The sequence below is a fragment of the Chitinophaga sp. Ak27 genome (genome assembly GCF_012726295.1).
Lineage (GTDB): Bacteria > Bacteroidota > Bacteroidia > Chitinophagales > Chitinophagaceae > Chitinophaga.
The window spans coordinates 1,385,492-1,411,810 of sequence record NZ_JABAOB010000001.1; the positions used below are offsets into that span (position 1 = coordinate 1,385,492).

Sequence of the window (26,319 nt, forward strand, 5' to 3'; positions counted from 1 at the left end):
TCTGCTTCCCGATGAAGTGAAGATATACCATATCAGTTCAATTCCCAGCCAACCTGGCTCAATACCCTTAATGGCACTGGATGGTAGGTTGTATACTGAAGAAGCAATGGAGATATGCCGTATTTGTTATCGAGAGCTAGTGAAGATTCGGCCTATTAGCAAGGAGCCGGTTATCAGTTCGTGGTGGACAAACCGAGGATAGAGTCAAAATTCAGGGTAGTTGATAAGGCTATAAATGAGATAGCTTTGGCGATGCCAAAGCTATCTCATTTATCATTAATTAAATACAAATTACAAATAATATATAACTATAACATAACTACTATCAAATATTTTATTTTTTCAGCGCCTTGGCCTTTTCGAGGGCAGCAGACAACTCTGCAATCTTCTCGTCCTTTTCCTTAATCATTCTTTCGTACAATTCTACTACCTTATCCAATGGGTTAAAGGTTGGATTGTGATTATTTTGAACGAATGCAGATTGATCATTGTTCGTATTCGTAAAGGAGGTGGCATAAATATTAAACCCCTTTTCACTGTAATTTTCAATTGCTTCTACTGGCACATCAAAAAGTTTTGCGAGTATTTCTTTATCCTCTTTCAATAGTTTACGTTTTCCTGCTTCTATATCTGAAACAGTCTGTTGAGACACGTTTAAAGCGTCTGCTACCACATCCTGTTTCATATTGCGGTACTGCCGAAACCGCCTTACTGCTAAGCCTTCATATTCCCCTGTGATAAATTCTACTTTGTCCATAATGAGGTATAAAAAAGTCAAATAATTGATTCAAATGTAATAAATATACGATTTTCTTCCAAAACTGGTAAAATACCAGCACTTACCCGTAAAATACAAGTAAATCTGGTAGGATACGCTCATACGGTACATTTTCTTTGCTTTATCAATTTGAATATGGGAACTACAAAGCAACTATTAGTAAACCTTTGCTAATGTTAATTACCACTAATACTATAAAAAGCTACGAGCGTTTTGAGCAATACAAACGGGGCGAGGAATGTGGGCTTAACTACATCTACGGTCATTTCTATAAATCACTATACTATTTTGGTATGAAGTTGACAAACGATGACTTCACCACAAATACCTTACTGCAAGAGGCATTTTTAAAAGTATGGATGTTTAGGCACAGAATGACAAGTATGTTGCATGTTCTAAGGTTTCTCAGGATCTCTATTCGCTGGGGTGCATATTCACATTTCCGATCCAATAAATTCTATAGCAGAATAATATTTATTGACGGTGGCGAAAATACCCCATATGCTTCCTTTACGATCGAAGCGGAAGAAGAAGAAAAAAGAAGATTACAAGCTGAAACAGAAAAATTAAACCTGATTTATCAAGCAATTTCATACTTGCCGGAAAATAAAAGGACAATTGTAAGACACTATTTGCAGGGTCGATTATCCCCTCAAAAAATAGCAGAAAGATATGGTAGGGCGTATCAAAAAATATATAAGGAAGTTGAGGAATCTGCAATATATATTAAGTCTGTTGTAAATGGCAGGCAACTGGAAACAATGAAGCAAAGCTCATGCAATGAACATTTAGCCGATGTTCTAAATCTTAAACAGATAGCGGTATATAAACTACGGAAATCAGGCTATGCATTTGACAAAATAGCCATTGAGCTAAACTTCACCATTGAAGATGTTATAACAACCTACTCCGACACTGTTTTGATATTAAAAAAAATAAAAGCAAATGAGCCAAGAAAAACACGTTATTACCAGAAAAATACAGCTATTAATAGATAGTGATAATAAAGAAATAAAAAATGCGGTATGGGAGACACTACGACTATGGCGATTTATTTGTTTTAAAGCAGCTAATCTCATTGTATCGCAATTTCATTTACAAGAGCAGTTAAAGGATATGCTTTATTTGGTTGACGGTATAAAGGTGAAACTAGCGAATATGGTCCAAGATGAAGCTGGTATATTAAATACGTCTTCTTTAAATACGACATACCAGGTACTAAGCAGGAACTTTAAAGGGGAAATACCCATGGCGATACTCTCAGCTTTAAACACCGATATTAGGGCTCGATTAGGCCATGAGCGAATAGCAGTCTTAAAAGGCGAAAAATCACTACGAAATTATAAGCGAACGATACCGATTCCTTTTCCTGCCACGTCGTTTGCGAACATCAACCGATCGGATAACAGAAAGTACTACACCTTCTCTCTGCATGGCCTAAATTTCAGAACATTCTTCGGAAAGGATTTTGGTGACAACCGAATAACTTGGGAGAAAGCATTGGAAGGCGAATATAAGCTATGTACCAGCAGTGTGGTTTTTGATAAGGGAAAGATCTTTTTACTAGCTGTATACCAATTTAGTACAGATCCAGCTTATCTTAAAAAAGAGATAGTGGCAGAAATATCACTATCTGTGGAAATTCCAATGATAGTAACGATTGGTAAGGCAAGATATGAAATAGGAAACAAGGAGGAATTTTTGCATAGACGCTTAGCAATTCAGCAAGCTCGGAGAAGGTGCCAGATGGGCTCAAAGTTCAATAAGTCGCAACACGGCAGAAAAAGGAAACTAAGCGCAACTATAAACTACAGCGACAAAGAGAAAAACTATATTAACACAAAATTCCACAGTTACTCAAGGGCTGCGATAAATCTATGCATAAAACATGGCGCAGCAACTCTGGTTCTAGTAAATCAGACCGTTAAAGAAGGTACAGCAAAGGAGGACCAGTTTTTATTAAGAAATTGGAGTTATTATAATCTCAAACAAAAGATAGAATACAAAGCGAGTTTAGCTGGAATAACTGTTATAGTGGAATAGCAGAGAAATAAACTAGTTCTTAACTTATTAGAGGGTGATTGTACACCCGTAGGGTGAGGTCATTAAAGCACTCACCAAATATCTTTTTAGTATTGGTTTAAGATAACTACAGCGTATCGAATTATGCAGTCTATTCGACATTTTTGGCCTTGAAAGAGCTAGCGCGTATACAATTTGCTAATCACTTTCAAACAGCAATAAATTATTGCAGGACACGCAAGCTGTGACATTTGTAATATCAATAAAAAGACACTTGCAACTGGATCGCAGACATTAATCGGGCAGTTACTTATATCAGAAATCAATGATAACTACAATGGTGCACCTAACTGTACTTTCGAAACTTGCACATGCTATTTAAAGATATATTCAGCTGAATACATTTGTTTATACAACTTGCGTTTTGAAACTTTCGTTACCATTTCCATAAAGAAAGTTGACGCTAGTCTTGAAATGGTGATATCAATTGTATCCATATGTTATGAAGACTGGTCGAGTATTTACACATGAGCTATCTAAGTACACTTTAAACAAGTCCAGGGATGTCTATCTCGGGAAATTTGAGAAAAAGATTTGGGTGAGGATTCAAATTCGAGATGCCTTAACCTCGCGGCCTGTTTATGCTGGGAGCCATTTTTTAATTGATACTAACTTCTTTTTAAATGGACATACAAAAATACATAGAAATAAATCCTAAAGTAATGATGGGTAAGCCTGTCATCAGAGGAACGAGAATTACTGTGGTGATCATACTGGAAAAGCTATCTGAGAAAGAAACAATAGCAGATATTCTTATAGCTTATCCACAAATTACCGAAGAGGCCATTTATGCAGTCTTAGCATATGCTGCTTCAAAGCTGTAAGAAGGCCTTCAATGCCGGACATTTAGCATCAGGTGGATAAAACCATATTTGGCTTGATTGCGTTTATATATTAAATTACGCTTATTTATATAAGCTACAATAGCTCATTTATTTACAGAGCCTACATATACCACTAATACCATCGAAGGCTTCCATCATCAGGTCCGTAAAGTAACCAAAACAAAGGGCGCATTTACCTCCGATATAGCCCTTTTAAAATAAATTTACCTGGCTGCACAAAACATCCAAAAGAAATGGACACAGCCACTTCAAAACTGGAGCCTGACTGTGTCCCAGTTATCAATTATATTTGGTGATCGACTAAAATTACGGTTATAAAATATTACTTGACACAGTTTGTCTTACAGTCCCCCTAAATCAGCTAACTTTTCTTGTGCGTCTTTTTTGCCTTGTTTCATAGTCTCTTTTGAATACTTTTTGGAGAATTTAAGCGTCCCTGAGAACCAGCCACCCAAATGTTTTTTGGGGTAGAATAACACAAACCTGGCATCTGTGTGAAGAGATTGAAGTGGCAAAACTGTCGGAGGGTAATTTGCCCGCATGTCTGGTAACTCATGTGCTCGTTTATTTCCTTTAGGGACTGGGTACTCTGATAGGTCAAAAAGCCTAGATAAATAGGCACTATCATCTGTTGTAATCTTGCAACCTGTAACAGCTTTAGTATCACATTCAAAGACAGTTAGCATCACAACAAATATTTCATCTACCTCTTCATATCTTAAGATTGGTACAACCGGACAGTTGTCAACGATTCCGCCATCAACATATTCGACTTTATCAATTGTAATTGATGGAACTATCCCAAAAGGAATAGCAGCACTGGCAGCACAATAGCTTACAGCTTTTTCACTATCTAGTTCATTTAATTTAATGTATTTTGGACACCATTTTTGCGATACAATGGGATTCCAAATTCCATAATCCCGCTTTGGTGGGTTTTGAGCCATAACAGTTACAGACCATGACGGTTTATCAGGATCATATACACTTACATTTCTAGCTACCGTCGCCCATATAGGTACTTGTAATTTGCTCTCAGCAATAATCTCCTGTAATTTTGCTTTTAACGGACCAGATTCCAAAATACTAGACCCTTCAACCCAAAAAGCGTTGATGACACGTTTTAGTAGCACAGTCAGGCCATAAAATATTGCCATACCGATCATGCTAGCTGCCAAATAAAGCATACATGTAAATAGTCGGTGATTAGGCCAAATATTAAGTATCTGCTGCTGATAGCAACAGCAAATAACTACTAATATACTACTCATATACAAACCCATTCCTCGGCCTCTTTTGCCATCATCATCTAAAAGAAAAGTATCAAGCACGCACAAAAAAGGTATGACAAAACCTATTCCTATGGCCATGAGGATATGCGAAAATGTATCATTAAAATGTGCATACATAATCAGAAAAGGAAGCAACGCACATAGACTGGATAAAACCATTATCCACACCTTCCTAAATGGTACTTCCTGCCTCAGTACAGTTGCCCAGTGCAATCGGAATACCACATATAATAATGATACTATTTTAATTACAAATCCAGGATAAAACTTAGAATTCAATATTTTAACAGGATAGATAGTAGAAAAACTAAGATTATTCCACAGATCTTCTCCCTTTTCCATAGCATCGGCTGACCATAAAAAGGCGTTTAACGCACCGACGGATGTTCCGGCTACTACATCAAACTCGATTCCGGCTTCTTTGAATGCTTGCATACAACCGAAAGCATATGCTCCTTTTGCTCCGCCGCCAGCTAAGACCAGCGCTCGTTTTTTTTTCTTCATATTAACGATAATCTATTGAGGTTAAATTACTTAATGTTAGTCAGCGAAAGGGAATTGTAGAATTGTTGATTACCATGGGAGGGATGCAAAACACATATACGTCTTTAAATTTTTATATAAATTAGTATCCTAATAAATATAACGAATTATTATTTGATTTTTGGGGATTCGGATTATCAATACAATAAATAACAACCTATTAAACTTTTATTTTGGCACCTCCCGTTTCTTGTTTCTCCGTACACTTTCCTATGCATATCTCCCCGGATTCCTGGCGTCATTTCTTGAAATAGAAACAACACTAGCAACCCAACTATCAGGGGAAACTACTTAATCTTTTACTCTACCTTCCAGGAACAGTTGAACTTTCAGAGTAACTCTAAACTATTCCTATGCTACTAGCAATTTCATCAATGTGGTTATATAGTATACGCACTGTTGAAGAGGAAAATATATAATCCATTTCCATCTTTGGTTCTCTATCAAGCCTCATCGATAGTGGATATGTATATGAAGTTAGTTCCATTCCATCATATTTTCCAAGGTTTTCACCTTCATATGGGAAAGAAGGAAATAACGTCAACTCAAAATTAAGATGAAAAGGACGGGCATAGCGCTGTAATTTTTCTTCAAGCTCATTTTCCAAAGCAATTAGGCTATGCTCAATTAGGACCGAATCAGGGTATAGTCGTTGAATTTCTTGAAGAATAGCAGCGTCAGTAGTATCGCCAGTCTCCCAATCATAATTTTTATTCAGAGTTCTTGTATATGGAAGCAGCCCTATAAATGGATAGTACTTATTGCCATAAACCGCAATAACTCTAAGGATTTGCCAATCCTTTACATCTAAAAATTTCGGTAAAATTTTTTTTGTAATCATTAAATATATTTTTAAATGAGGAAAACTATCTACTAAAAGATGATTCTAAAATGCAATACTCTTTCTTCATAGTATTTAGCGCTATCAAAACTCTTTAATAATGAATGGATCATCTTAATGCTTACATGATTATTCCGCAGGAGTATCTTCTTGTCTAAAGATATCTCTGTAAAATTTGGCGGGCGTGATGTTATACTCTTGGAATTTAGCTTTAAAGTTATCTGCTAATTGTTGATTGCTCCTAAGCATAGCGTCTATTGAATTATTTAAACCCCACGGAGCAAAATCCCTAGTGACTACGTAATTTAAGAACTTCAGAATGTCTTCGTCTGGTTCAATATTTTCCAAATAATGCCGGATTTTATTCTTATTGCTGTTATAGAAATCTAAATGCGCTTTCTGCACAATGTATTTATCCTTGAGCTGTGTGTAGAAGATTGTATTTTTCAGCGTATTTATATCTTCATCTATAGGAAACGCCTTATCAAGTTTAGCGACAGCCGTTTCAATAGCTTCTTCCAGTTGATCATTTGGAATCAAGCGCAGCCGTATAAATGTACAAAAAACAGTATAATCGTTGTACTTTGTTGTAAACAGATGCCCCTTCCAGATAGAACGGACAATTTGCGGATAATTGGATAGAAAATGGCAATGTTGTGGATACCGACGAAAAAAATATGTTATAGTAGAAAGTTTTATCTGGTGAAAAGCAAAATCAGCACCTGCTCTTTTTAAATCCCCTGGAGAAAAGAGGAAAATCTTATCCATGATCTGAAAAAATTCTTCTGGCTTGATATTGTTTTTTAAATCAGCAAAGAAAACAGGGTAATTCCTCAGTTCCATTACTCGGGGTATCTGTTGCACTAATGGGGTTACATCTTGTCCTAAAGGGTTTTTATTTACATCAAAATGATCTACGATCAAGGATACAAGTGATCCCATACTGCCATTAACTTGAAAACGCTGCAACATGTGCAGAAGAAAATCCCAAAATGCTTCAACTGTAATACGCGTTATTGCATTATTTTTATGGTGCACACAATCATTCCTTCTATTCTTCCAATAGATAACTTGGTTGCGAAGGTCATCATTAATAAAAAAAACTGGATCTTTCTGCCTTTGAGTCTGAGTCAACAATCCTTCTTCCCATTTGTCAATATTCCTGAGTTCTCCTTGTATAATCGACCATTGCTGAGCATTTATGCCGTTGGGGGGAGTAACGGAATTAAGTATCCTGAATTTTAAAATTGACATAAAGCCCAAATATGAAAAGGCGTAAGCTGCTTTATATGCGCCTGCCTTATAGCACAAAAAGGATTCACTAAATAATTCTTGGGAATCAATTTCGAGATTCAATTCCAATAAAAAGTGTTCTAAAGGTAGTTGCATTCTAGATATTTAAAACGTACAATATATTAATATTTTCATCAATTAGAGCCAACAATAAAAGCAAGTATCAGCTCAAGAAAAAATTTTTCGATTGTAATATTAAAAGTTACAGATCCTTTGGCTCCATTGATAAGTATTCTACATTTTACTCAATCAATTTATCAAGTAACCAACTCGCAGGTTTAGTTCTATGGATAGACAATTTATTTTCGCTATGATAGTGAGAAAGAGCGAATAGATGTTTAAAAAAACGGTGTTCTTTCATTTTAAGACACAAATTTGACAAGATACTAATAACCAGGCCATTGGGAATCCAGTTCAGGGTATATCAATAGGTTGTAAGTAATTGATTTACAATCTGTTTTATTTTTAGTCGATTCCGTTTTCCCTGCATTTCCTCCGCTTTCTCCCACTATCGACCGAAATTGTTTATCCTATAGATCAGCCAGTATCACCGGTATTTTGTTCGCTTATGCTTTTGCCAGAAATCGAATAACATATTTCCCGGCTCTTGGTAGTAACGGGTATTTCACAAATAACGGCCCCTCGTAGTTTGAGGGACTTTGTGGTATTAGTGTTCGCTTAGTGCAACTATTACTTGAATCTCGTAAAACTTCTATGACGCGTTGCAAAACATCCTGTCTGAATTTACGTTTGAACCAATCATTAAGTTTTTTTCCAGTGTAACCATTGCACGGCCAAGTCATCTGATTTTCTTAATGGAAAGATGGGTAGCCGCTGATTCAAAAGGCGAAGGCGAACCATTCATAAGGGTGTCCAGTTCCTCCCGTTTATAATAACCACTTACATTTCTGTAAACGCCCATTTCCTGTGCCTTTTTTGCCAGTTGCGACTTTCCAAGGTTGGTGTATACCTGCGCTTCTTCCGGCTTCAAAAAGGGCTTAAAACAAAGAGCTATTGCCCGCATTACCACCAGTTCATCTTTGTTTATCATGACCATTTTTACCTGCAAAATGGTACTCCAGTGGTAGTTTCTCTTACACCAAATCATACAGATGTAAGAAAAAACGGACGTTTTCGGAAAAGGAAGCAGATGATCGTTTTTAATCAGCCTCCAAAGCCTGCACCGGGCTAGCCACGATTTTGCCGTCTTTCAGGTAAAGTAATACCCGCAGCTCGATAGATGTTATCGCAGACTTCGCGGGAATCACTCTCGTAGCCTTCAAAGGTCCACATGACCGATGCCCGGAAGCGCAACGGATCGGTATAGAGAAACTTAAAAAAACTCAACGGCCGGGTGAAGTCGTATGCGAATGGATCATTCAAACCGGTACGACCAAAATATTTTAGAGCCAGCCACTATTTTTTTCAAAATGGCTTCATCCCAAAAAAGTAAACTTAGAGAGATGATAGAAATAACAAGTTTCTTTAAAAGTGAATAAAGGCGGGCACCCTTCCCGGCGCCCGCTGTTGGTTATTCGGGGGTATATACCCGTAAGAAAAATTTGGCGGCAGAAAATCCTGCATTATTCAGCTGGCGCTGCCAGGCCATTTCCTCTCGACAAAATGTAAAGCCGTTATGGCGCAGTGCCTCGCGTACTTTTTCGACAGGTTTGCCAGGAAATATTAGTTGTATGCGGTTTGCTTCTACATTCTGTACTACGCGGACTCCCTTAAAAGTAAATTCCTGTGTGGTGAGGGCTGTCAGTTTTTCCAATTTGGCAATACGCTGTTTGGTATTGCGGATAACGGCATTATTATTACTTAACCGGTAATGCGGATAGCCTATATCCCAGCGACTGGCGGCACTGGTTAGCTCGGTCCATAGCGCTTCCGTCGCGCTGGGGAGCTTTAAAAAAGCATCTTTGTCGTTCTTCTTGATAAATTTGTTGGTTTGTTTCATAAATTCTTGCATCGCCGTTAGGCGTTCCAGCTTTTCTTTGAGCAAAGCCAATGCATCCGGGTTATCGGAAGAAATGGCATTATTGTTTTCGACGATTTCAGCTTTATCCCTATAATAAGTGGCCTTATCGGTCGCTTCTATGCTCTTACGCATATAGTTATCGATCTTAGCAAGGTCGCGGCGGTGGCGCTTTTCGGAGTAGTGGCCGACCAGTATAGGCTGCCCAGGAGGAATGAAACTACTGATCTCCCTGGCGGCATCGTAACGGCGGGTAGATTCCTGCTCACATTTGGCGGCTTGCTGTTTGGCATAGTCAATGCGCCGTTGCTTTCTTTCGTGATAATTGTGTTTCATATACTTGTTTTTTTAGTTTAAAAATTGGGATGGCGGAAATAGTGGGAAGTGCCGGTGCTGGGCTGTTTGCCCGTGGTTGTCTTACTTCTGCTTTGTAAAAGCAGGCAGCGCGAAGGGCGGGCGCTTCGGCTTTTTTGCGGCTTTTAAAGCGCCTGGAATATGCGGGGATAAAAGCCCAGGGCGTACGGTAGCCCAGCACGATTATTTGATAGTGGTATGTTTCCATGTGCAAGGTGCGCCTATTACCTGGTTAAGACGGTGTAGGCCGCAATGATTTTTTTACTCATTTCTTCCGCTTCCGCAGCGCGGTGCTGGTTGCGGTCCGGGTGCCATTCCATCATGAGCCGCCGGAAGGCTTTTTTTATCCCGGCAGCGGTGGCGCCTAGCGGTACGTTCAGTATTTCGTGCGGCGTTTGTGGCTGGCCGTTAAAAAAGGCGGTGGCATCTTCCTTGCTCATGCGGCCTTTGAATGCGCCTTTCCACTCGTGGGCATTGCCGTAACCGTCGCCGGTGTCGTAGGTTTGGTAACCTTCCAAAAATGATTTTGCCATCTTATTATTGATTTATGATGTTGACTTCAAAGGGTTGTTCTTTACCTGGTAAGTTGAGCGCGTCCAGGTGCTTGCAATGGCGGTGCGCCTTCCAGCCGGGACAACTGCAAGCCCAATGTCTTTTTTTGATGTTTTGGGCGATTACATAGAGGCGGTTAGAGCTGGCGCTCTTGATGTTGAACCGGTTTTGCCATTGGTCGTTGTCCGGTAATTGCAGGGTTGCATTTACATAAATGGTAATCATGATTGAAAATTTTTTAACTGTGGGAAAATGAGGGGCGCCCCGGTGCCCCGGTTACGTTATTGTAAAAAGCCTTGTTCTTTGATGTTGCGGAGCCAGATATTGGCGAAATAGGTTTGGTCGGCTTGCTCGCGCGGGTAGTAACCGCCAAAGGTGGAACCGTTAAAGCGTACGCTTTCGCTGTAATGGCCGGTTGTATCCTGGCGGAAAGAGGCCGGGCAGATAATTACCGTTGTTGGGTCGCAACCTTTGGTGTAGCCCATGACGATAAAATCCATAGCAGGATCGTGCATGGTATCGCCGTATTGTAGGAAGGTGTGCGCAAGCTGGTACAGGTCCGCGGTATGCTTGCCACCCTCACCGTGTAGCGGTGACATTTTGGAGAGTGTGAGGGGCATAAACCCCTCACTTAAAAATTTATGAGAAATGGCGTTTGTCCGTTCCAGTAGTGTGCAAAACACTTTAGTAGCTGTACGATTTAAATTTTTCATCGTGTATTTATTTTGAAGTGAAAAAATGGAAGTGCGTTTTTAGTGGGCGAGCAGGGGCCGCGTGTTGCGGGCGATAGTTTGGCTCCCGTAGCGGTTTTTAATCTGCTCTAACGTGAGGTTACCGCCGTGCAAACACTTGTACTCTTCGGGGCGGTAGTACCAGCATTGCTTTTTGGAAGCGTAGAAAAGGCCGGCGGCTTTTAGCTCTTTGCGCACCGCGTAGGTGTTGCCGGATACCCAAATCCAGAGGCCCATCAGTTCAATGATGACGCCTTCAAGGTGAATGATTTTTTCGAGTGTTTCGCGGTACCGTTCCGTTTCGGTGATCGCTTCTTCTTTCTCGACCTCGGAAAGATCAGCGCCGCGGTAGATGGCCGCGCAGGCTGCCGCGTATGCTGTATTAATGGCCTGCATGGTGGCTGTATCGCCGCCCCTGTCGGGGTGGTGGGTTTTCGCCAGTTCGCGGTAAAGTACCTTTACTTCGTCGATGGTGGTGCAATGTTTAAAGTAGTTCATGACGCGGTTTTTTATGCAATGAATAAGGTGAGGTGTTGAGCGGTGCGGGTGGGGTCAATGCCTTTGCGCGAATGTTTACGCGCCAGGTGGTAAACCATTATATCCGCATTCTGAAAAATGGCCCATGCGCTGGTAATGGCCTTTGCGCGGGAAATTTGCCGCGTGCGCTGGATCTGCCAGCTGGTGCGCATGAGCGCGACGAGTGAAAAAGTTTGTCTGGTCATAATGCTATTTTTTAAAGTTTTTTAAAGCCGTAGTGAACGCCTGCCGCCTTCCACATACCCGTAGCGACCAGCCAATTCACGGGGGATGCAGGAGAACGAGGACTTTTAAAAAAATACTACCCCGGCGATGGCGCCGGGGCAGTGTGCGGTGGAAGAACCGCGGTGAAGCATATGGGGAGCGAATGAATGTGAAGGGGTGGAGATTTTTTTTAAGACTCCTTGTTCGGAGGCATCTCCCGTGCATTAACTTCGCGAAAAGGGTGAGTGAAAGGCCATATTTAGCACGAATTGATTACAGCACATTTATTGCATACCGGTAAGCATAAAAAAAAGGGCGCTATCCGTTTTCGCGGATGCGCCCCTTACTTATCCCTGATTAGGTTGTCTTGCTAACCGGTTGCACTCCTGCAGAGCCGGTGTCCTCTTCCAACCTAATAGCTTAATTCAACGTAATACCATTGCTGCCGTCCGGTCGAATCAACCGGACAAACAAATGTTTTTTCAATGTCTCTAATTCCTGCCGGATCAGTTCCCGGGTAGTAGCGGACAAAAACGTTCTTTCATCTTTATGCAGGTTCGTTTCCATAGGAAGATACAGGCCGCTTTTCTTTTCAAAATCTTTTACACTGATGACGGCTGTATTGATGTTCAGATAAATTCCTTCGGATAGCCGTTGCCGTTTGTCTTCCGGCATATAAAGTTTCGTTGCCAGTAGTTCTTTGCGGCGCTTGGCAACGGCCAGTTCCTGGATAAACGCGGGCAGTTTATAATTGAGTGCCAGGTGCGGCACCAGCATGCGCATATCAATTCTTTCCATCCAGGCCACGGCGTGTTTTAAGCTGTGAAAACTATCTACAATAATGGATTTTGAAGGCATTCCTTTTTCATTGTTCCACATCTTTTCCAGGTTGCGCTCCGAACACACTACATCGTATTTCATCGCTGAACGGATTATGGCTTTAATTGGGAATTACGATCCGCCTTTACACTCCGCGTTGTATTGTGGTAATGTTTATTGATGATGGACTGCTGCTGGTTGAGCAGCTCCGCTTTGGTATGCAGCAGGAAGTGTGCTTCCTGCGGCCCCAGCGCCTGGTACGAGGAAAGCGGAAAACGCGCCAGTTTCTCAAAACTATCCAGGGAAAACGTCGAGGGTTGTATGTTAAGGTAAATACCGGCAGGCATGCCGATGTTCTCGTACTGGTCAAAATAGCGAACCGTAAAAACCACGTTCCTGCTGCCATCAAGCACAGCAGCGGTTTTCATCTGCCGCGAAAGTGGCAGTTCACGCGCCAATTTGGGAACAAATTCCCGCATATCAATGGCCTGCACCGCTGCCATTGCTTTATGCAAGGAACGATGCGGGGTGAAGGTTTCCTTTGGCGGTATGGTTTCAGTTGCCGCTGGCGGCTCCGGGTCATGTGAATAAAACTGAATCGCAAGAGTGTACATACAACAAACAAAATAGGTAAAAAAACGTCTGCCCGCCGCTACAACAGCGGGCAAACGATGAACAGAGCGTCGCAACGGGGGCTGAAAAGAAAACCGGTGCTGACCTCCCAAAAAATCAGGCGTGCCTTCTTTGGCTTTTACCAGCATCCGCCTTTAGTTCACGTTGCTTCTTGCCTGACCTGCCGTTGAGTTCTTTGGCACCTTTTTGTCCTTCCTGGCGGGTTTGCTCAGCGGCCGTTGCTTTAACCGAATTTTCGGCCCCTACGCCCGCTGTTTCCTTCACGGTTGGATTATCCGCAACAACGGGTTCAGTGGCCTGGGCGGAGCCATGCTGCTGCTCTCTTTTTTTTTGTAAGGTATTTTCACGGTCTACCGAAACAGACGTTTTCGGTTCAAAATGTTCCGGCGCTTCTTTCTTCCCTACTACGACACCTCCTTCGGCTGTTTGAATGATGACCATAGGATCTTTGCGGAATTCGTTATGTGGTAAAATTCTGCCGGTTTTTAAGGACGTAAGCTGTACACTGCCACCATCAGGATCGGCTTTGATGGAAATCCGGGCATCACCGGTTTTATTGAGGTTATTCACGATCATGGTGCCACCCTGGCGAAGTTCGGTTTCCAGGAACTTGAATTTCGCGGCGTCTACTACTTCCACGAGGTTCAGGCTCAACAGCTTTTCGGTAAGCGGAAAATCGTTTACCAGCTTCATTTGCGTTACCCCGCTTTCATGCACCTTGTTCAGTTTAGGTTGCACCCAGCCAACAAAGTTATTGGGCTGGCCTTCGGGCGCTTTTTTATACAGACGTTTTTGTACATAAGAATTGTCTACCGTCAACAGGTTAAACATTTCAGCAGGTTGCAGCCGGTAGTAAGAGCTGAACGTAGCTGAAACTGTATTGTCCTGCAATACCTTTTCTACACCGGCGGCGCGTTCGGGGCTTGGCTCAAACTGCGTGATCGGGTTGTATTTCGCGGCAATCACATCATAAATTTCCGGCGCCTCATTGTGCAGCAGTTGCATTTTGTCTGTGATCTGGCGTCCGTGTTCGGTGACGCGTTCCTGGTAGAGCTCCTGGGCGTTGGGTTGGCTCATATCTGCCGATGGGGGATATTGCAACAAAAACTCCATTTCCTTGAAATGATCGGTAGCGGCGATTTTCGCTGGTACCTTTACATTGAGAACGGCCGCTTCCACCGCGGTAAGGCTGTGGCGTTCCAGCTTCTCGTTGTAATCTACACGGATTTCCATATCCATGTACTTATCGCCGCGCTGAAAAGTATCATAAACGGCGAATTGGGAAAGTCCATCATTGATGGCCGCCCGAACATCTGTTTCATGACGTTCACGGGGAATGCCTATACGATCAAATTCCTGTAAGAGCTTTTCCACCTTTTCTTCCATGTTCTGTTCCATAAAGCTATTTTTTTAAAGTGATTGTTTTTTACTGGCGCTTACCGCCTGGACGGTGCGCTGCCGGTGTATTTTTTTTAATGCCAGGCGGTTTTGATGGTTATTGCTGAATGATACCTGTGGGTTGTCCGGTCCGGGAATTGGGGTAGACCGTTGATGCTGCGCCGGCGCCGGTGCAGGAAGCTGCATAGGCGTTTGCTCCTGGGTTTGCGTGGCGGTGTTGGCCTGTGTCCTTGTGTTGGCGTTTCCCTGGTTTTGCGCATAATCCACCTGCGTGGTGTTAAGTACATCTTCCCCGAAAGCGCTTTTATTTCGCCTGTTTTCCACCGTGCGCACAGCGAGGCCCCAGGCAGCGACAGCCACTTCCTGGGTACGTTCTGCTACCCTTTTGATGAAGCGTAGTACCGGGTTGGGGGTTAATTGCGTTTCCAGGTCACGGACCTGGGATTTTAAGATATTGCGGTCGTCCTTTTCTTCGTTGGTCAACTTCATGACCCTGGTTTCGCGCAGGGTACGTTTCCAGGCTTTCAGCTTCACTTTAGCAAAGGCCCTGTCATTTACCAGTTTAGGCCCATAGCGTTGCTTGTACCGCTTCTCACGGCCTTGCCAATCTGCCATAGCAGCATCAATACGATTCATAGGCCACAGATTTAATGATGTAAAAATTAAGTTTTACCGTAGAGGGTGGGCGCGAAGAATATGCTTGCCTTTAATCTTCAACGCCAGGTGGCGGTCACCGTTTTTCTCAAAGCACTCCATGACAAACAGTTTGTTGTCGGCAATGGTGAATTGATCCATCGCCACCACGAAATTGGCCGTGGTATGCGCGGCTACCGTAGGATGCTGGGCAAAATAGCGCGGCAGTACTTCCTTTTCCATCCGGGAGGACCGTTTGGCTTTGGTCTTATCGCGGTGATAGGCACGCAGGAAGGCTAGTGAAAAAGGAATGTTGGAGTGGTTGGATAAAGAAAACTGGAAAAACAAAACCCCGCCCTTGGAATAAATACCGTTCAGTCGCATTTCCATCGCATATGCTCTTTGGGTCGGATGCCGGGTAATGGGCGCCAGTCCTGCGATCAGTTCCGATTGTGCCTGTACTTCCGGATCATTGAGCGGGCGCTCGGTGGCAGGCGGCAGATTCAAAGGCACTTGCGTAAAGTTGTAGGCCAGTTCAAAGGGGGAAGGATGATAGGAAACACTTACCGAGTATACTTTATCGTCTTCGGTAAACACAGTTAAATTAGTTTGCTGGAAGTTTTCTTTAACGGCTTTCACTTTGAGGACGTTGCGGGCGTTTTTAACCGGTTGAATGATAATATCGGCGCTGCCGCGATCAGCATCTTTGATGGCAGCGGGAAAAACCAGCATGGTAGTGGTATTGCTACCCACCTGGATAGCTTGCGGATAAGGCGGCACTTGCGCCTCGGCGTTATAAAAACCGGCAAACAGGATCATTACTACAAGCAGCACTTTCATCTTTTTCACGTTTAATGATTAATTGTTATTGGAATTCATGAGCAGTACGGGATGATCGGCTTTCACCGTTACCCGCACGAGCTTTGTTTTTTTCGATAAGAACGATTTCACCGTTTCAATGCCGGCCGATGCTGCCTGTGCGGTGATGGACGGATCAAGCGAAGACATTTGCAGCGTTTGCAACGCTTCATCGGCCCCCTGTTTAGCGGCGTCCCTGGAAATGGCGCCGGGTATGTGGATACCCTCGATGCCATCAAGCGAAAAAACGGTCAAGTCCACCGGGAAAACCGCATCCTGGTAGCGGATGTGTTCAATGTGGATTTGCAGCCGTTCGCCGTTCAGGCTGGCAATGCCCGAAACGAATGTGCCGGTAGGTATCAGTTTGCCTTGCAAAAACAGGTCTTGCGTCGTACGCAGTTTTACATTGGCACCGCTTACCAGCGTTTGATTCTTGTGGATGACCGCTGTAATCCCGTTGTTAGAAAAGTCCGGAGCTGTTTCTTCCAGGCCATAAAAGTCAGATACAGTGGTACGGGTAGCACTGATCCGCGATAGTAATTTCTTGCGGGTGGTATCTTCTGCCAGCAGGTCATCCAGCTGGCGGTTATCCTGGTTAAGCACCGGGAAAACCTTGTCTTTATCCTTTGCAGAATTGGCCTTTAGTTTCTCGCGTACGCGGTCGGGATGCTGTATGTCCAAAACTTTTTCCAGCATACCATTGAGTTGACTAAGTTCAGGATCTCCGCCGGTAGCGGCGGCATTACCGCTAAGACTTTGCATCATGGCTTCCAGTTTAGCTATATCCTCGTCTTTCTGCTGGTACATCGTTTCTGTGGGCGACCGTTGGGCTTCTGTTGCTTTGGGTGGTTCGGCGCGTAGCTGCTGTTCCAGCTCTGCGAGTTTTTGGCGCACCTTGCGTTCATTCGCATCGTCCGAACCGGAAGAGGCGGTTGAAGCGGCGGGTTGATCGAAAAAGGGACTGATCTCCGCTGGGTGATGTTTGCTATCCTGGCGGAAAGGATCATTACGCATTTGCTCTGCCAACACCTGGGAATCTTTATCTGCTTGTTGGTATAAGCTCATTTTATCAGCCGGTGCGTCTTTGAGCAGTTGCGCTGAAGGCAGGCTGGCATTGATGCCCTGCGCGTTTGTTACGGGTGCGGCCTTCCCTTTTCCGCCACCGAGCGACCAAAACAGAAAGGCCACAAAAGGAAGTACGAGTACCGGTACCACCATTAAAAATCTTTTTTTTCTTTCCCACTGTTCCATGTTCACTTTTTATTGATGATTAAATAGCTTTCTAAGTACTTCGATGCTGTCGGCCAGGCCGGGGCGCCCGCGGAAGTAGTCCTGGAGTTCTACCCGTCCTTGTTCGGTATCCTGCATACTGTCAATGGTATGCAGGTAAAGGCGGACGGCAAGGGTATCGTTCTGTGTGATGGGCGTATATTCGCTGTTGTTAGGCTGAATAGCAGGCATGCGTACCGGCTCAGCAGCTACAGGAATAGACAACCCCGAACTGCCTGGTGATATGCCTGATAGAAAGATCAACACGCACACACTACAGGAACAAATCATGAAGATGGCAAGGCTCCACTTCTTTTGGTGGTTGGTAAGGCGGGCTTCGCGCTGCTGCATCCAGATCACCCATTTCATTTGCAACCAGGTAAAACCCTGTGCAACGCGGACGGCAAGCAGTGATGGCGGTCTGTTTATTTTCTTTCTCCACATAGTCTTATCGTTTAGTGATTTCCAAATCCCGGTTTTCCAGTGTCGTCCAGCGTTCGATCAAAAATCCGTGCGGGTTGTTATCACTGCGTTCCTGCAAATCCCGGATATAGCCTTCGGTGATAAGGCTGCGCGTGGCAATGGAGGTAGAACGGACAATGCGCTGTTTACCGTAATAGCGGAAGTAATACGGGTAGTTGGTGGTGTTGACCACAATACTATCAGGCGTAATATCCTGGCTTATATTGGCGCTCACCACCTGCATGTAATAGCCCTTTTCAAGCAGGTTGTCATATTGGGATTTGGCACTGTTATCCGCCAGGTATAATGCACGTTTAAGGTTTTCAGTGATGGCTTTGTCATCTGGTGATAAGGTAAAAAACAGGTTATGAAATACCTTGATGTGGTCGCGGGCTTCCACGGCAATGTTGTCCTTTTTACTGCTGGCAAATGCTTCAATGGCTTTGCCATCAGATATAATGTAAACGCGCTGCTGCGCCGCATCCGCAAAATTCAAGGCATAAAAAAGGGCATAACAACTGATAATAACATTTGCGAGAATTAACACCAGGCTGAATAAACGGACATGTTTAAACGCGGTGTCCAGATTCTTTAACTGATGGAACATATCTTACTTCACTTTATCGGTCACACAATACTGTTCATGTTATAAGGACACTTTGCCGGTAGCAACTGCCGCGGGCCCGCCAAAGGCCATGCTGCCGAATGATTGGGTCGCTTTCTGTTGCAGGGCACCACCGCCGCCTACGTGTACGATCTGGTCGGCAATACTAGGCACGGTCGTATAGGCAATGATTCCTATCAACATAAAGATGATGTAGCCGAGGTCGTAAGTGCTAAAAAAGGTGGTGCCTGTTTCCGCCAGGTTTTTTAAATCCATTTTTAAAATATTTTCCTGTATGGTACCGAGTACCGCACCCAGGATATTGGCGACGGGTAACCATAAGTAAATGTTGATGTAGCGGGCCAGGTACATATTGAGTGTGTGTTGAAACCCGTCAAAGACACTGATACCAAGCACCAGTGGCCCCAGCATTGCCAGGATGATTAAATTGAACGTTCGCAGTGTGTTGATACAAAGCGCTGCCGCGGCGTAGACAATTTGAAGGATTATACTGATGATGCGCTTTATGTCATTGGTGAAATTGTAAGCTATCTTCGCCATCACAAATTCCATCGAGTTGCCGATCTTTTCTACCCAGCCTTCCTGCTTAACGTCCGGGTGCGTGTACTCCATCCACAGGGATCGGTCACCGGCACCGCTTTCGCCCACCAGTGCTTTCCACTGGTCGCTCTTGCGCATTTCCACTTCTTTCTTTTTGAACAGTTCTGCAATGGCTTTATCGGAATTATCTACCAGTTGCGCAGTGCCGGTAACGATAGGATTCAGCGCACCGTTCATTACGGCTAAGACTTGTGGAAACAGCGTTATCGCCAGGCCGAGCGCGAACGGCCGGAAAAGCGGATAGAAGTCGATGCTTTCCGCGCGGGCGATGTGTCCCCAAACGCGGTAAGCGATGTACCAGATGGCCGCAAATCCGGCTACTGCGCGGCCTACGTTAATCAGGCTGCCTACTTTGGGCAGCATGTCCTTGTAGAGTGTTTCCAGGACGGATTGAAAGCTCTTTATATCGCCTGCTATTCCCTGTGCCTGGGAAAAAAAGGGAAAGTACACTGCCAGCAAGAGCACGCCGGCGCCCACACAATATTTCATACCCACTGTTTGTTTTAATTTTTAAAATTGTATAGCCCGTTGAGGTTATCGATTTCCACCTTCTCCTTTTTCTTTTGCAGGTACAGCAGTTTGGCTTCCTCGTTGAACTGCCGCAGAAAAGTTCTTTTTTGTTTCATTTCCACGTAAATGCGGTCGATGGCGCTCAGGCGTTCTTCATCAGACATGCGGAGTTGATTGGAAGTAATAACCATTGTTAATTCTTCCAGATTGTTGAGGCTGCGCTGAAACAGGTTGCTGTACACGGCATCGAGATAGGTGAGGTTACTTTCAGAAAAAGCACCTGAATTTTTAAAATGCCGGAAGGCTGCTTTGTATTCGTCCAGAATATCAATCTGGTAACTGATAATATCTGGAATGCGCTGGTATTTGCGTACCTCGGGAGATACGAGGTAAAGACCATCCAGAAATGCCTGGTGTAATTTATAATTGCCGCTGGTAACGTCTTTCACCTTATTGTAACCTTCGGTAAGTACTTTGTAGCCCTTGTACATCTGTTCAAGGATTTGCTTGAACTGGGTGAGCTTCTCGATGTTCAGCGCGAGTTGCGCCAGTTCAGCCGCTTGCGCCTTGCTTCCCATTGGAACAGACGCCAGCAGTAGCAGGAACACGATGCTATATATGCACTTCATGGATCGATTTTAGGTGTTGAAAAATGATTACTGTGCGGGTATGTTGTACAGTTCGCGCATGGCGCTGATCTCTGAAAGCTCTTGCAACCGGCTGCGGTCAATAAAACCGACATGCTGGGATAGCGTGAAAGCCGTTTTCGCCTGCTGGCTGCTGGTGACATATAACTGGTCAATGCGCCGCAGGCGTTCATCATCGGTCATTTCATACTTGCCGTTGAGAATAACTGCGGATAACTGATCGATGGTTTTGGCGACTTCGGTAAGCAAGGCCGTGGAGATTTCAGAAACGGCGGCCAGTTCACCAGCGGCGAAGCGGGGGCTGCTTCTGGCCTGTCGGATGCTTTGATTCGCCACCTGGATGATAGTTACCTGGTTGGCGATAATATCGGCCACCCGCGCATACTTCTTCACCTTCGGGTTAACGGTTTTCAGGCCCGTGAAGAAAGCAGCATGCAAAGAAAATTCGCCGTTCTTGATGGCATGGATGGTATTGTAGCTGCTTTTGGCGATCTCGTATCCTTTTTTGATTTGAGCAATTTGCGCCTGCAAGGCCACGATTTGCTGAATCTGGTATTTTCGTTGCGTAGCATTTTGCCGCAACCATTCATTAACACCCTGTCCATGCGAAGCCGTTATAGCGCACAGGAGTACCAGTACTGACGCACACACTTTCATACAACACTATTTTATCCCGTACAGGGCTTTTAATCCCATCACCTCTGTTGCATCTTTTGTCCGCTGCATGCTCAGCATAGCATTGTTGCGGTTGAATTCCAGCAGGTGACTGAAATTGCGGTCGATGCGCTCACCCGCGGCGGCAATCAATTCCAAACGTTTGGCATCCGACATTTTGGTGGCCAGGGCATTGACCACCAGCAGGAGTTCATCAATGTTTTTCAGGCTTTCATCGAAGATGCCCTGGTAGATGATGCCCATTTGCTCGATTTCCTGCGGCATAAAATTCTTGTCCCGCTTGAACAGCGTATATGCTCGTTTGTACTCATCCACCAGGTCAATTTGCCGTTGTATGATGGCTTTTACGCGCCGGTAGTAGACAATTGTGTTGCGGACCTTTTGCAGTTCTTCATAATACTTGGCGTATTGCTCGCGTTGTTTGTCTACCCAATTGCCGATTTCATTGAGTTTCAGTTTGGAGAGCGTATTCTCTACGGCGCGTTGCGCGTTTTGCAGGCCGATGGTTTTGTTTTGCAGCCGCTGCACCTTAAGGTCGATGGCTTTAATAATTTTTTTAGCTGCCGCTTTGACCACCACCCACACAATCGCGTGGCTGCGTTTGCTGGGCATAATGGTAAACAGGCATACAATTATGGATAACCAGATACACTTTTTCATTCGTACACATTTTCATTTGACACAATAAGTACCTGATGACCGTAGGGCGGTCACATATCGAAAAATAAGAAGCGGGAAATAGTGTGGTGTGAGCTTGGTAGGGAGTTGGTTAAATAAACAAGGTGTTCACTTGATCCATGCACGTATGCAAATAACCTATAGGGAGCGGCTGCATACGTGCATGGAGTATGATAAAGCGGGCGTAATTCAGGGAGCGGTGTTGGAACTCACTTTTTTAAACACTTCATTGGGAACGGATAGAGTGCTGTCTTTTAAATTCACCTTAAAGTCCAATCCCCGTTCGTTGATGGTTAATTTGTCATCATCAGGGAAATAGAAGCCGGTATAGTTATCTGTTTTAACGGAAGGCGACTGCGTTTGACCGTCAACGATACGGGTAATGTTCGCAATTCTGTTGATGGATACCTGCCCGGTCTTTTCATTAAACAGGGTAATGAAGTACTGATCCTTTACAATGGCGTGGTCTGTTTTATCATACCGCACGTATTCGCCTTCAATCGCTTTCAGATTGCCTTTGCTGGCGCACCCATAAAAGCTTCCTAACACGGTGGTAACAGAAACAATAGTTAAAAGCATTTTTCTCATGGTGAAATTGTTTATCCCTGAATTTACTAAAAAGCACCCGGTTTTTACGCTGTTTTCCTGTCTTTTATGAGTGCTTCAATACCGGCCTCCATACTGCCGTGCCGCTCTGCATAATCCAGCACCATCACCCGTTCCGTGCCTTCGGTTGTGTAGGAAAAATATTCTTCCGGACACAATTCGTTTTTATACACTTTCATGATTTGACCGCCAATGTCGATAAATATTTCGCGGTTATCTTTGTTCACGGAAAGCAGTATATTTTTTCCCTTCTCGCTCATGCCCAACACGTCTTGCAGCTTGTCGAACTTGTTAACAAACTTGCGCATGTCCATGAGGATCTTTATATCCGCATTGTTGATAATCGCATCTTTGATGATGGGCGATGAAATCAGGTCGTCGAGTTCCTGGGTGATAACAATGGGTACGCCGTTGAATTTACGGATGGTTTTAAAGGCGTATTTCAAAAATTCCGCCATACCGGACTTGGCGATGGCTTTCCAGGCTTCATCAATGGTTAGCACTTTGCGCACGCCTTTTAGATTACGCATTTTACTAATAAATAATTCAATTATTATCAATGCAATAACCGGAAAAAGTATAGGATGATCCTTGACGTTATCCAGTTCAAAAACCACGAACGGCTGATTAAAAGCGTCCAGTTTTTCTGTGGCATTGAGTAGATAATCGAACTCGCCTCCTTTATAAAATGGCCTCAGTACGTACAGGAAATTATTTACGTCAAAATCGCGGTCTTTTACATTGAAGGCTTTCAGTTCCTGGGTGTAAATGGTTTCCAGGTATTCGTAAAAGCTGTTGAAGCACGCAAAGATGTCGGGGTACTTTTCCAGATGGAGGTAATACCCTTGCAGCGCATTGGATAAGGCCACATATTCGCTGCGGTTAAAATTTTCATTGTCCTGCTTCCAAAGGGCTACCAGCAGGCTTTTCAGGCTTTCTTTTTTTTCAGTATCCAGCGTGGCGCTTTCGGTAAGATAAAATGGATTGAACTTGATGGGGTTACTTTCTTCATAAGTGAAGTAGTATCCTTTTACCAGTTCGCACAACCCTTTGTAGCTACCCCCAATATCGACCGTAACGCAGTGGGCGCCCTGATCGAACAAGGTGCGTAAAATATGGTTGACGGTCATGCTTTTGCCGCCGCCGCTGGTGCCGCAAACGAGTGTTCCCATGTTACTGGTTACTCCTGCTTTACGAGGCCCGTTGTAGAGGTCCACATATACCGGGCGGCCGGATAGCCGGTCGGAGAAGCGGATGCCGTCTTGCGGAGAGGCGGAACGATACGCTGTTTCCATGTTGAGAAAACAGATAGCTTGCTCGGCAAACGTGTCCAGCATGTCATTTATCGGGCAATCGGCTGCGTTGCCCGGCAGGCAGGCCCAAAAAACCTGTGGGGCTCCATGAACCTCCTGCCTGGGTGTACCATCCATCTGTGCAATAGCAGCAGATACCTGGTTACGCAGCTCGCCCAACTGTTCCCTGTTCTCCGTCCACACAATCAAATTAAAATGCGCTTTTACCGGCTGGCGTTGTTCGCTGACGGCTTCATTCAAGAAAGCGTTGGTCGCTTCCATGCTGTAGGCATTTTCACGGCTGTAAGCAGCCAGTGATTGGAGGCGCCGGCGTTTGCTTTCCAATTGCTTTAAGGTCTTTTGCGTATCCTCAATAGTAATTACCTGGTTGTAGATATGATCGCAGGAAAGCAACTGGCCGACAGGTGCGGCGAAGCCGATGGGAAAGCGCGTTTTGTCGGTGGAATACTTGTCATATACCATTTTGCTGCCGCATACACCTGGCAAATCCTCTACATCACTTAGTGCATACATATTGCAATACCGGTCACCTATTTTCCATTCTGGTTTAAAGGTCACGTCGCGGATCATAGGTTCTTCTGCTTCGGAAATCAAAAAGCAGTAGCGTTCCAGTAAGCCAGGATATTCCGCGGTACCGGCCAGTGCATCATCTTTTATGCGTTCCACTTTGATAAAACCGCCTTCTGACAGCAGCTTTTGAAATTGACTGGCTTTGTCCACAAAATCGCCGAGTGCTTTGAGATTAGCCGGATGTGCATGCAGCAACGGGCGCAGCAGGTTGGAAAACATCGAGCTGGCAGGCTTTCGGTTAGGGGCTTTTCGCGTAAGCATCAAATAGCAGGAATGTGCCAGGAACTGCCTTCCCGTAAAATAAACATTGCTTTTTTGAGCCAGGAACGTTTGTGCCGGTTGGTCCTGCGGTGGCTGGTATGCTTGCTTGCAGAACCAATCTTGTTTATGGATAATAGTGCCTGCCGGAAGCACCTTCAACGCTTTTAACCAAATCTGATGGAGGGTATCGTACTCGGTACTCGAGAGCGTGAAGATCTCCGGCAGGTCAAGTTTAAAGGCACAAGTCACATCCCCATGTTTGGAAAGGATCAAATCACTTTCCACTTTATAGATGGGCAGCACTTTTTCAAGTGACAGCGTTTTGGACGTTTCTTCTTTTAAATGCAATAAGAGGGCGGCCAGGGCCACCAATGCACACGCTACAACTACAATCATCACTTCTTATTTTTCAATATGTCAAAGAACATTTTTCTAGTTCGGCATGTAATAGCAGGAGTAACCTGCCGGTAGCCGGCGAGCTTCATCAAGCCGTGCTGGCCGTACTTATGTGAGAACCGGGATACCCATGAGAAGAGCACTATACCCAACAGCAACACTCCCAGAATCAACACATAAGTAGGCACTCCTGCTACATAGCATACCGCAAAGACGATCAACAAGCCGACTAATCCAGCCGCGAGATAGGCCAGGTACTGTGCCTTGATGCCCTTTAATTCAATTGCTTTGTTGATGCCTTTGTTGATGGTAAACACCCCCGTCATCACGTTTTCATTTTCACGTTGCCAGTATTCTTTGTAGGTGGTCCGACGTTAATACTGCTTTAATCTCAATACAAACGATAGATTGTTACACACCAAAAAATCCTTTCAGTACAGTTGCCACAACAACCAGGAAAATACAGGAGCCAAACCACGCACTTGCCACTTTGCCGGTATCCTGATCGCCGGAGTTCCACTTGTTGAAGACCTTCACAGCGCCCACCAAACCAACGATAGCGCCGATGGCGTAGACCAAATTGACGGCGGTGCTGAAATAGCCTTTAACTTGCGTCTCTGCGGCAGTGATACCGGCATTACCATTGCCGCCGGCCTGGGCAAACACATCGGCGCAATTCATCAGCAGCGCCATTACCAAAACAGTTAGGACAATATTTTCCCTGGAGAAGCGCCGGCTTCTCAAAAATTTTACAACATCACTTTTCATTCTACACTATTTTATATTTCTGAATTACACAAAGGGGCAATACCGCGCACTACTAGCGCCATACGCCGGTTAACGTATCGGCAGGCAACTCCATATCGAGATAGTCTTTTACACATTTTTCGGTATGGGTAATGATGGCTTTGCGGTAGGGTTCATTATGCAAAGCGGGATAACTGGCAACCAGTTGTTGCAGCTGCGGGCGCAGCGTGTGCCAGTCGTTGCGGTCGGATTGACTGACCATTTCCTGAATTTCGTCCGCCAGTGTTTCCAGCAGATCAAATAATTCTTCTTCCGCGGAAATGACCTGTTTTGATGTTTGTACAGATTCATCAACAGGCAGGGGTACCGCCGCCGGTTCTTCGGTGTCCTGTGGTTGCCATACCCGTTTACGGGTAGACAAAACAGGAAGCTGCCCGGCCGATGAATTGCCCTTCCCCGCTTTTTTGCCGAACACCACAACGAGCAATACATAATAAACGGCCAGGGCAGCACCTGTAATGAGTATAAATTGGGACCATGAAATATTTTCCAGCATAACGATCATATTTGATGTAAAAAATTTTATTGG

31 protein-coding genes are annotated in these 26,319 nt (G+C 44.3%); 3 read left to right on the forward strand and 28 right to left on the reverse strand.

The genetic code is table 11. The features are described from left to right. Positions 1-334: 334 nt before the first annotated feature. Positions 335-757 (reverse strand): helix-turn-helix transcriptional regulator, encoded by a 423-nt coding sequence (locus HGH90_RS05365; RefSeq protein ID WP_169190555.1) that lies wholly within the window; start codon positions 755-757, stop codon positions 335-337. 194 nt (positions 758-951) lie between these two features. On the opposite strand from HGH90_RS05365, the gene HGH90_RS05370 reads away from it, so the two are divergent. The 3 genes from HGH90_RS05370 (at position 952) to HGH90_RS05380 (ending at position 3,684) form a co-directional block, all read left to right on the forward strand. Beyond that, positions 952-1,776, forward strand: coding sequence for an RNA polymerase sigma factor (locus HGH90_RS05370; RefSeq protein ID WP_169190556.1), 825 nt, complete (start codon positions 952-954; stop codon positions 1,774-1,776). After that, positions 1,724-2,821: a hypothetical protein gene (locus HGH90_RS05375; protein ID WP_169190557.1), complete on the forward strand. Its 1,098-nt coding sequence runs from the start codon at positions 1,724-1,726 to the stop codon at positions 2,819-2,821. The genes HGH90_RS05370 and HGH90_RS05375 overlap by 53 nt, the downstream gene beginning before the upstream one ends. 662 nt (positions 2,822-3,483) lie before the next feature. Further along, complete coding sequence (locus HGH90_RS05380; RefSeq protein WP_169190558.1) at positions 3,484-3,684, forward strand: DUF433 domain-containing protein; 201 nt, start codon at positions 3,484-3,486, stop codon at positions 3,682-3,684. 362 nt (positions 3,685-4,046) lie between these two features. Here the strand turns inward: HGH90_RS05380 and HGH90_RS05385 are convergent, their stop codons facing one another. The 27 genes from HGH90_RS05385 to HGH90_RS05515 form a co-directional block, all read right to left on the reverse strand. Next, positions 4,047-5,501: a patatin-like phospholipase family protein gene (locus HGH90_RS05385; protein ID WP_169190559.1), complete on the reverse strand. Its 1,455-nt coding sequence runs from the start codon at positions 5,499-5,501 to the stop codon at positions 4,047-4,049. A 379-nt stretch (positions 5,502-5,880) separates the two neighbouring features. Then, positions 5,881-6,381, reverse strand: coding sequence for a hypothetical protein (locus HGH90_RS05390; RefSeq protein WP_169190560.1), 501 nt, complete (start codon positions 6,379-6,381; stop codon positions 5,881-5,883). Positions 6,382-6,510: 129 nt separating this feature from the next. Next, on the reverse strand, positions 6,511-7,770 hold the full coding sequence (locus HGH90_RS05395; RefSeq protein WP_169190561.1) for a hypothetical protein: 1,260 nt from the start codon (positions 7,768-7,770) through the stop codon (positions 6,511-6,513). A gap of 703 nt (positions 7,771-8,473) precedes the next feature. Further along, entirely contained in the window at positions 8,474-8,725 is a 252-nt protein-coding gene (locus HGH90_RS05400; RefSeq protein ID WP_169190562.1) for a hypothetical protein, read from the reverse strand. 480 nt (positions 8,726-9,205) lie between these two features. Then, complete coding sequence (locus HGH90_RS05405) at positions 9,206-9,988, reverse strand: DUF3560 domain-containing protein (RefSeq protein WP_169190563.1); 783 nt, start codon at positions 9,986-9,988, stop codon at positions 9,206-9,208. Between the two features lie 242 nt (positions 9,989-10,230). Beyond that, complete coding sequence (locus HGH90_RS05410; protein ID WP_169190564.1) at positions 10,231-10,539, reverse strand: J domain-containing protein; 309 nt, start codon at positions 10,537-10,539, stop codon at positions 10,231-10,233. 4 nt (positions 10,540-10,543) lie between these two features. Further along, positions 10,544-10,783 carry a hypothetical protein gene (locus HGH90_RS05415; protein ID WP_169190565.1) on the reverse strand — a complete coding sequence of 80 codons (240 nt, stop codon included), beginning with the start codon at positions 10,781-10,783 and terminating at the stop codon, positions 10,544-10,546. A 56-nt stretch (positions 10,784-10,839) separates the two neighbouring features. Further along, positions 10,840-11,271 (reverse strand): DUF6908 domain-containing protein, encoded by a 432-nt coding sequence (locus HGH90_RS05420; protein WP_410493671.1) that lies wholly within the window; start codon positions 11,269-11,271, stop codon positions 10,840-10,842. Positions 11,272-11,310: 39 nt separating this feature from the next. Beyond that, entirely contained in the window at positions 11,311-11,787 is a 477-nt protein-coding gene (locus HGH90_RS05425; RefSeq protein WP_169190567.1) for a J domain-containing protein, read from the reverse strand. A gap of 11 nt (positions 11,788-11,798) precedes the next feature. Next, complete coding sequence (locus HGH90_RS05430; protein ID WP_169190568.1) at positions 11,799-12,011, reverse strand: hypothetical protein; 213 nt, start codon at positions 12,009-12,011, stop codon at positions 11,799-11,801. Between the two features lie 439 nt (positions 12,012-12,450). After that, the gene (locus HGH90_RS05435) at positions 12,451-12,951 is read right to left on the reverse strand and encodes a hypothetical protein (protein WP_169190569.1); all 501 of its coding nucleotides are present in this window, start codon (positions 12,949-12,951) and stop codon (positions 12,451-12,453) included. Between the two features lie 11 nt (positions 12,952-12,962). Further along, a complete protein-coding gene (locus HGH90_RS05440) occupies positions 12,963-13,610 on the reverse strand; it encodes a hypothetical protein (RefSeq protein ID WP_169190570.1) in 648 nt (215 codons plus the stop codon). Next, positions 13,579-14,880, reverse strand: coding sequence for a hypothetical protein (locus HGH90_RS05445; RefSeq protein ID WP_169190571.1), 1,302 nt, complete (start codon positions 14,878-14,880; stop codon positions 13,579-13,581). Before HGH90_RS05445 ends, HGH90_RS05440 begins: the two co-directional genes overlap by 32 nt. Positions 14,881-14,892: 12 nt before the next feature. Then, positions 14,893-15,516, reverse strand: coding sequence for a hypothetical protein (locus HGH90_RS05450; RefSeq protein WP_169190572.1), 624 nt, complete (start codon positions 15,514-15,516; stop codon positions 14,893-14,895). Positions 15,517-15,549: 33 nt separating this feature from the next. Then, on the reverse strand, positions 15,550-16,353 hold the full coding sequence (gene traN / locus HGH90_RS05455) for a conjugative transposon protein TraN (RefSeq protein WP_169190573.1): 804 nt from the start codon (positions 16,351-16,353) through the stop codon (positions 15,550-15,552). Positions 16,354-16,371: 18 nt separating this feature from the next. Further along, the gene (gene traM / locus HGH90_RS05460; protein WP_169190574.1) at positions 16,372-17,622 is read right to left on the reverse strand and encodes a conjugative transposon protein TraM; all 1,251 of its coding nucleotides are present in this window, start codon (positions 17,620-17,622) and stop codon (positions 16,372-16,374) included. Between the two features lie 9 nt (positions 17,623-17,631). Then, positions 17,632-18,084, reverse strand: a complete 453-nt coding sequence (locus HGH90_RS05465) for a hypothetical protein (RefSeq protein WP_169190575.1) — start codon at positions 18,082-18,084, stop codon at positions 17,632-17,634. 4 nt (positions 18,085-18,088) lie between these two features. After that, positions 18,089-18,709 (reverse strand): conjugative transposon protein TraK, encoded by a 621-nt coding sequence (traK, locus tag HGH90_RS05470; protein ID WP_169190576.1) that lies wholly within the window; start codon positions 18,707-18,709, stop codon positions 18,089-18,091. A gap of 39 nt (positions 18,710-18,748) precedes the next feature. Further along, on the reverse strand, positions 18,749-19,816 hold the full coding sequence (gene traJ / locus HGH90_RS05475; protein ID WP_169190577.1) for a conjugative transposon protein TraJ: 1,068 nt from the start codon (positions 19,814-19,816) through the stop codon (positions 18,749-18,751). Between the two features lie 14 nt (positions 19,817-19,830). Next, positions 19,831-20,466: a TerB family tellurite resistance protein gene (locus tag HGH90_RS05480; RefSeq protein ID WP_169190578.1), complete on the reverse strand. Its 636-nt coding sequence runs from the start codon at positions 20,464-20,466 to the stop codon at positions 19,831-19,833. Between the two features lie 27 nt (positions 20,467-20,493). Beyond that, complete coding sequence (locus HGH90_RS05485) at positions 20,494-21,141, reverse strand: hypothetical protein (RefSeq protein ID WP_169190579.1); 648 nt, start codon at positions 21,139-21,141, stop codon at positions 20,494-20,496. A gap of 6 nt (positions 21,142-21,147) precedes the next feature. Further along, positions 21,148-21,819: a conjugal transfer protein TraI gene (locus HGH90_RS05490; RefSeq protein ID WP_169190580.1), complete on the reverse strand. Its 672-nt coding sequence runs from the start codon at positions 21,817-21,819 to the stop codon at positions 21,148-21,150. A 207-nt stretch (positions 21,820-22,026) separates the two neighbouring features. Further along, positions 22,027-22,425, reverse strand: a complete 399-nt coding sequence (locus tag HGH90_RS05495) for a hypothetical protein (protein ID WP_169190581.1) — start codon at positions 22,423-22,425, stop codon at positions 22,027-22,029. Between the two features lie 44 nt (positions 22,426-22,469). After that, on the reverse strand, positions 22,470-24,983 hold the full coding sequence (locus HGH90_RS05500) for a TraG family conjugative transposon ATPase (protein WP_169190582.1): 2,514 nt from the start codon (positions 24,981-24,983) through the stop codon (positions 22,470-22,472). Further along, entirely contained in the window at positions 24,983-25,309 is a 327-nt protein-coding gene (locus HGH90_RS05505) for a DUF4133 domain-containing protein (protein ID WP_169190583.1), read from the reverse strand. Before HGH90_RS05505 ends, HGH90_RS05500 begins: the two co-directional genes overlap by 1 nt. An 85-nt stretch (positions 25,310-25,394) precedes the next feature. Then, positions 25,395-25,676 carry a DUF4134 domain-containing protein gene (locus tag HGH90_RS05510; RefSeq protein WP_211172589.1) on the reverse strand — a complete coding sequence of 94 codons (282 nt, stop codon included), beginning with the start codon at positions 25,674-25,676 and terminating at the stop codon, positions 25,395-25,397. A gap of 127 nt (positions 25,677-25,803) precedes the next feature. Further along, complete coding sequence (locus HGH90_RS05515) at positions 25,804-26,295, reverse strand: hypothetical protein (protein ID WP_169190585.1); 492 nt, start codon at positions 26,293-26,295, stop codon at positions 25,804-25,806. Between the last annotated feature and the right edge of the window lie 24 nt (positions 26,296-26,319).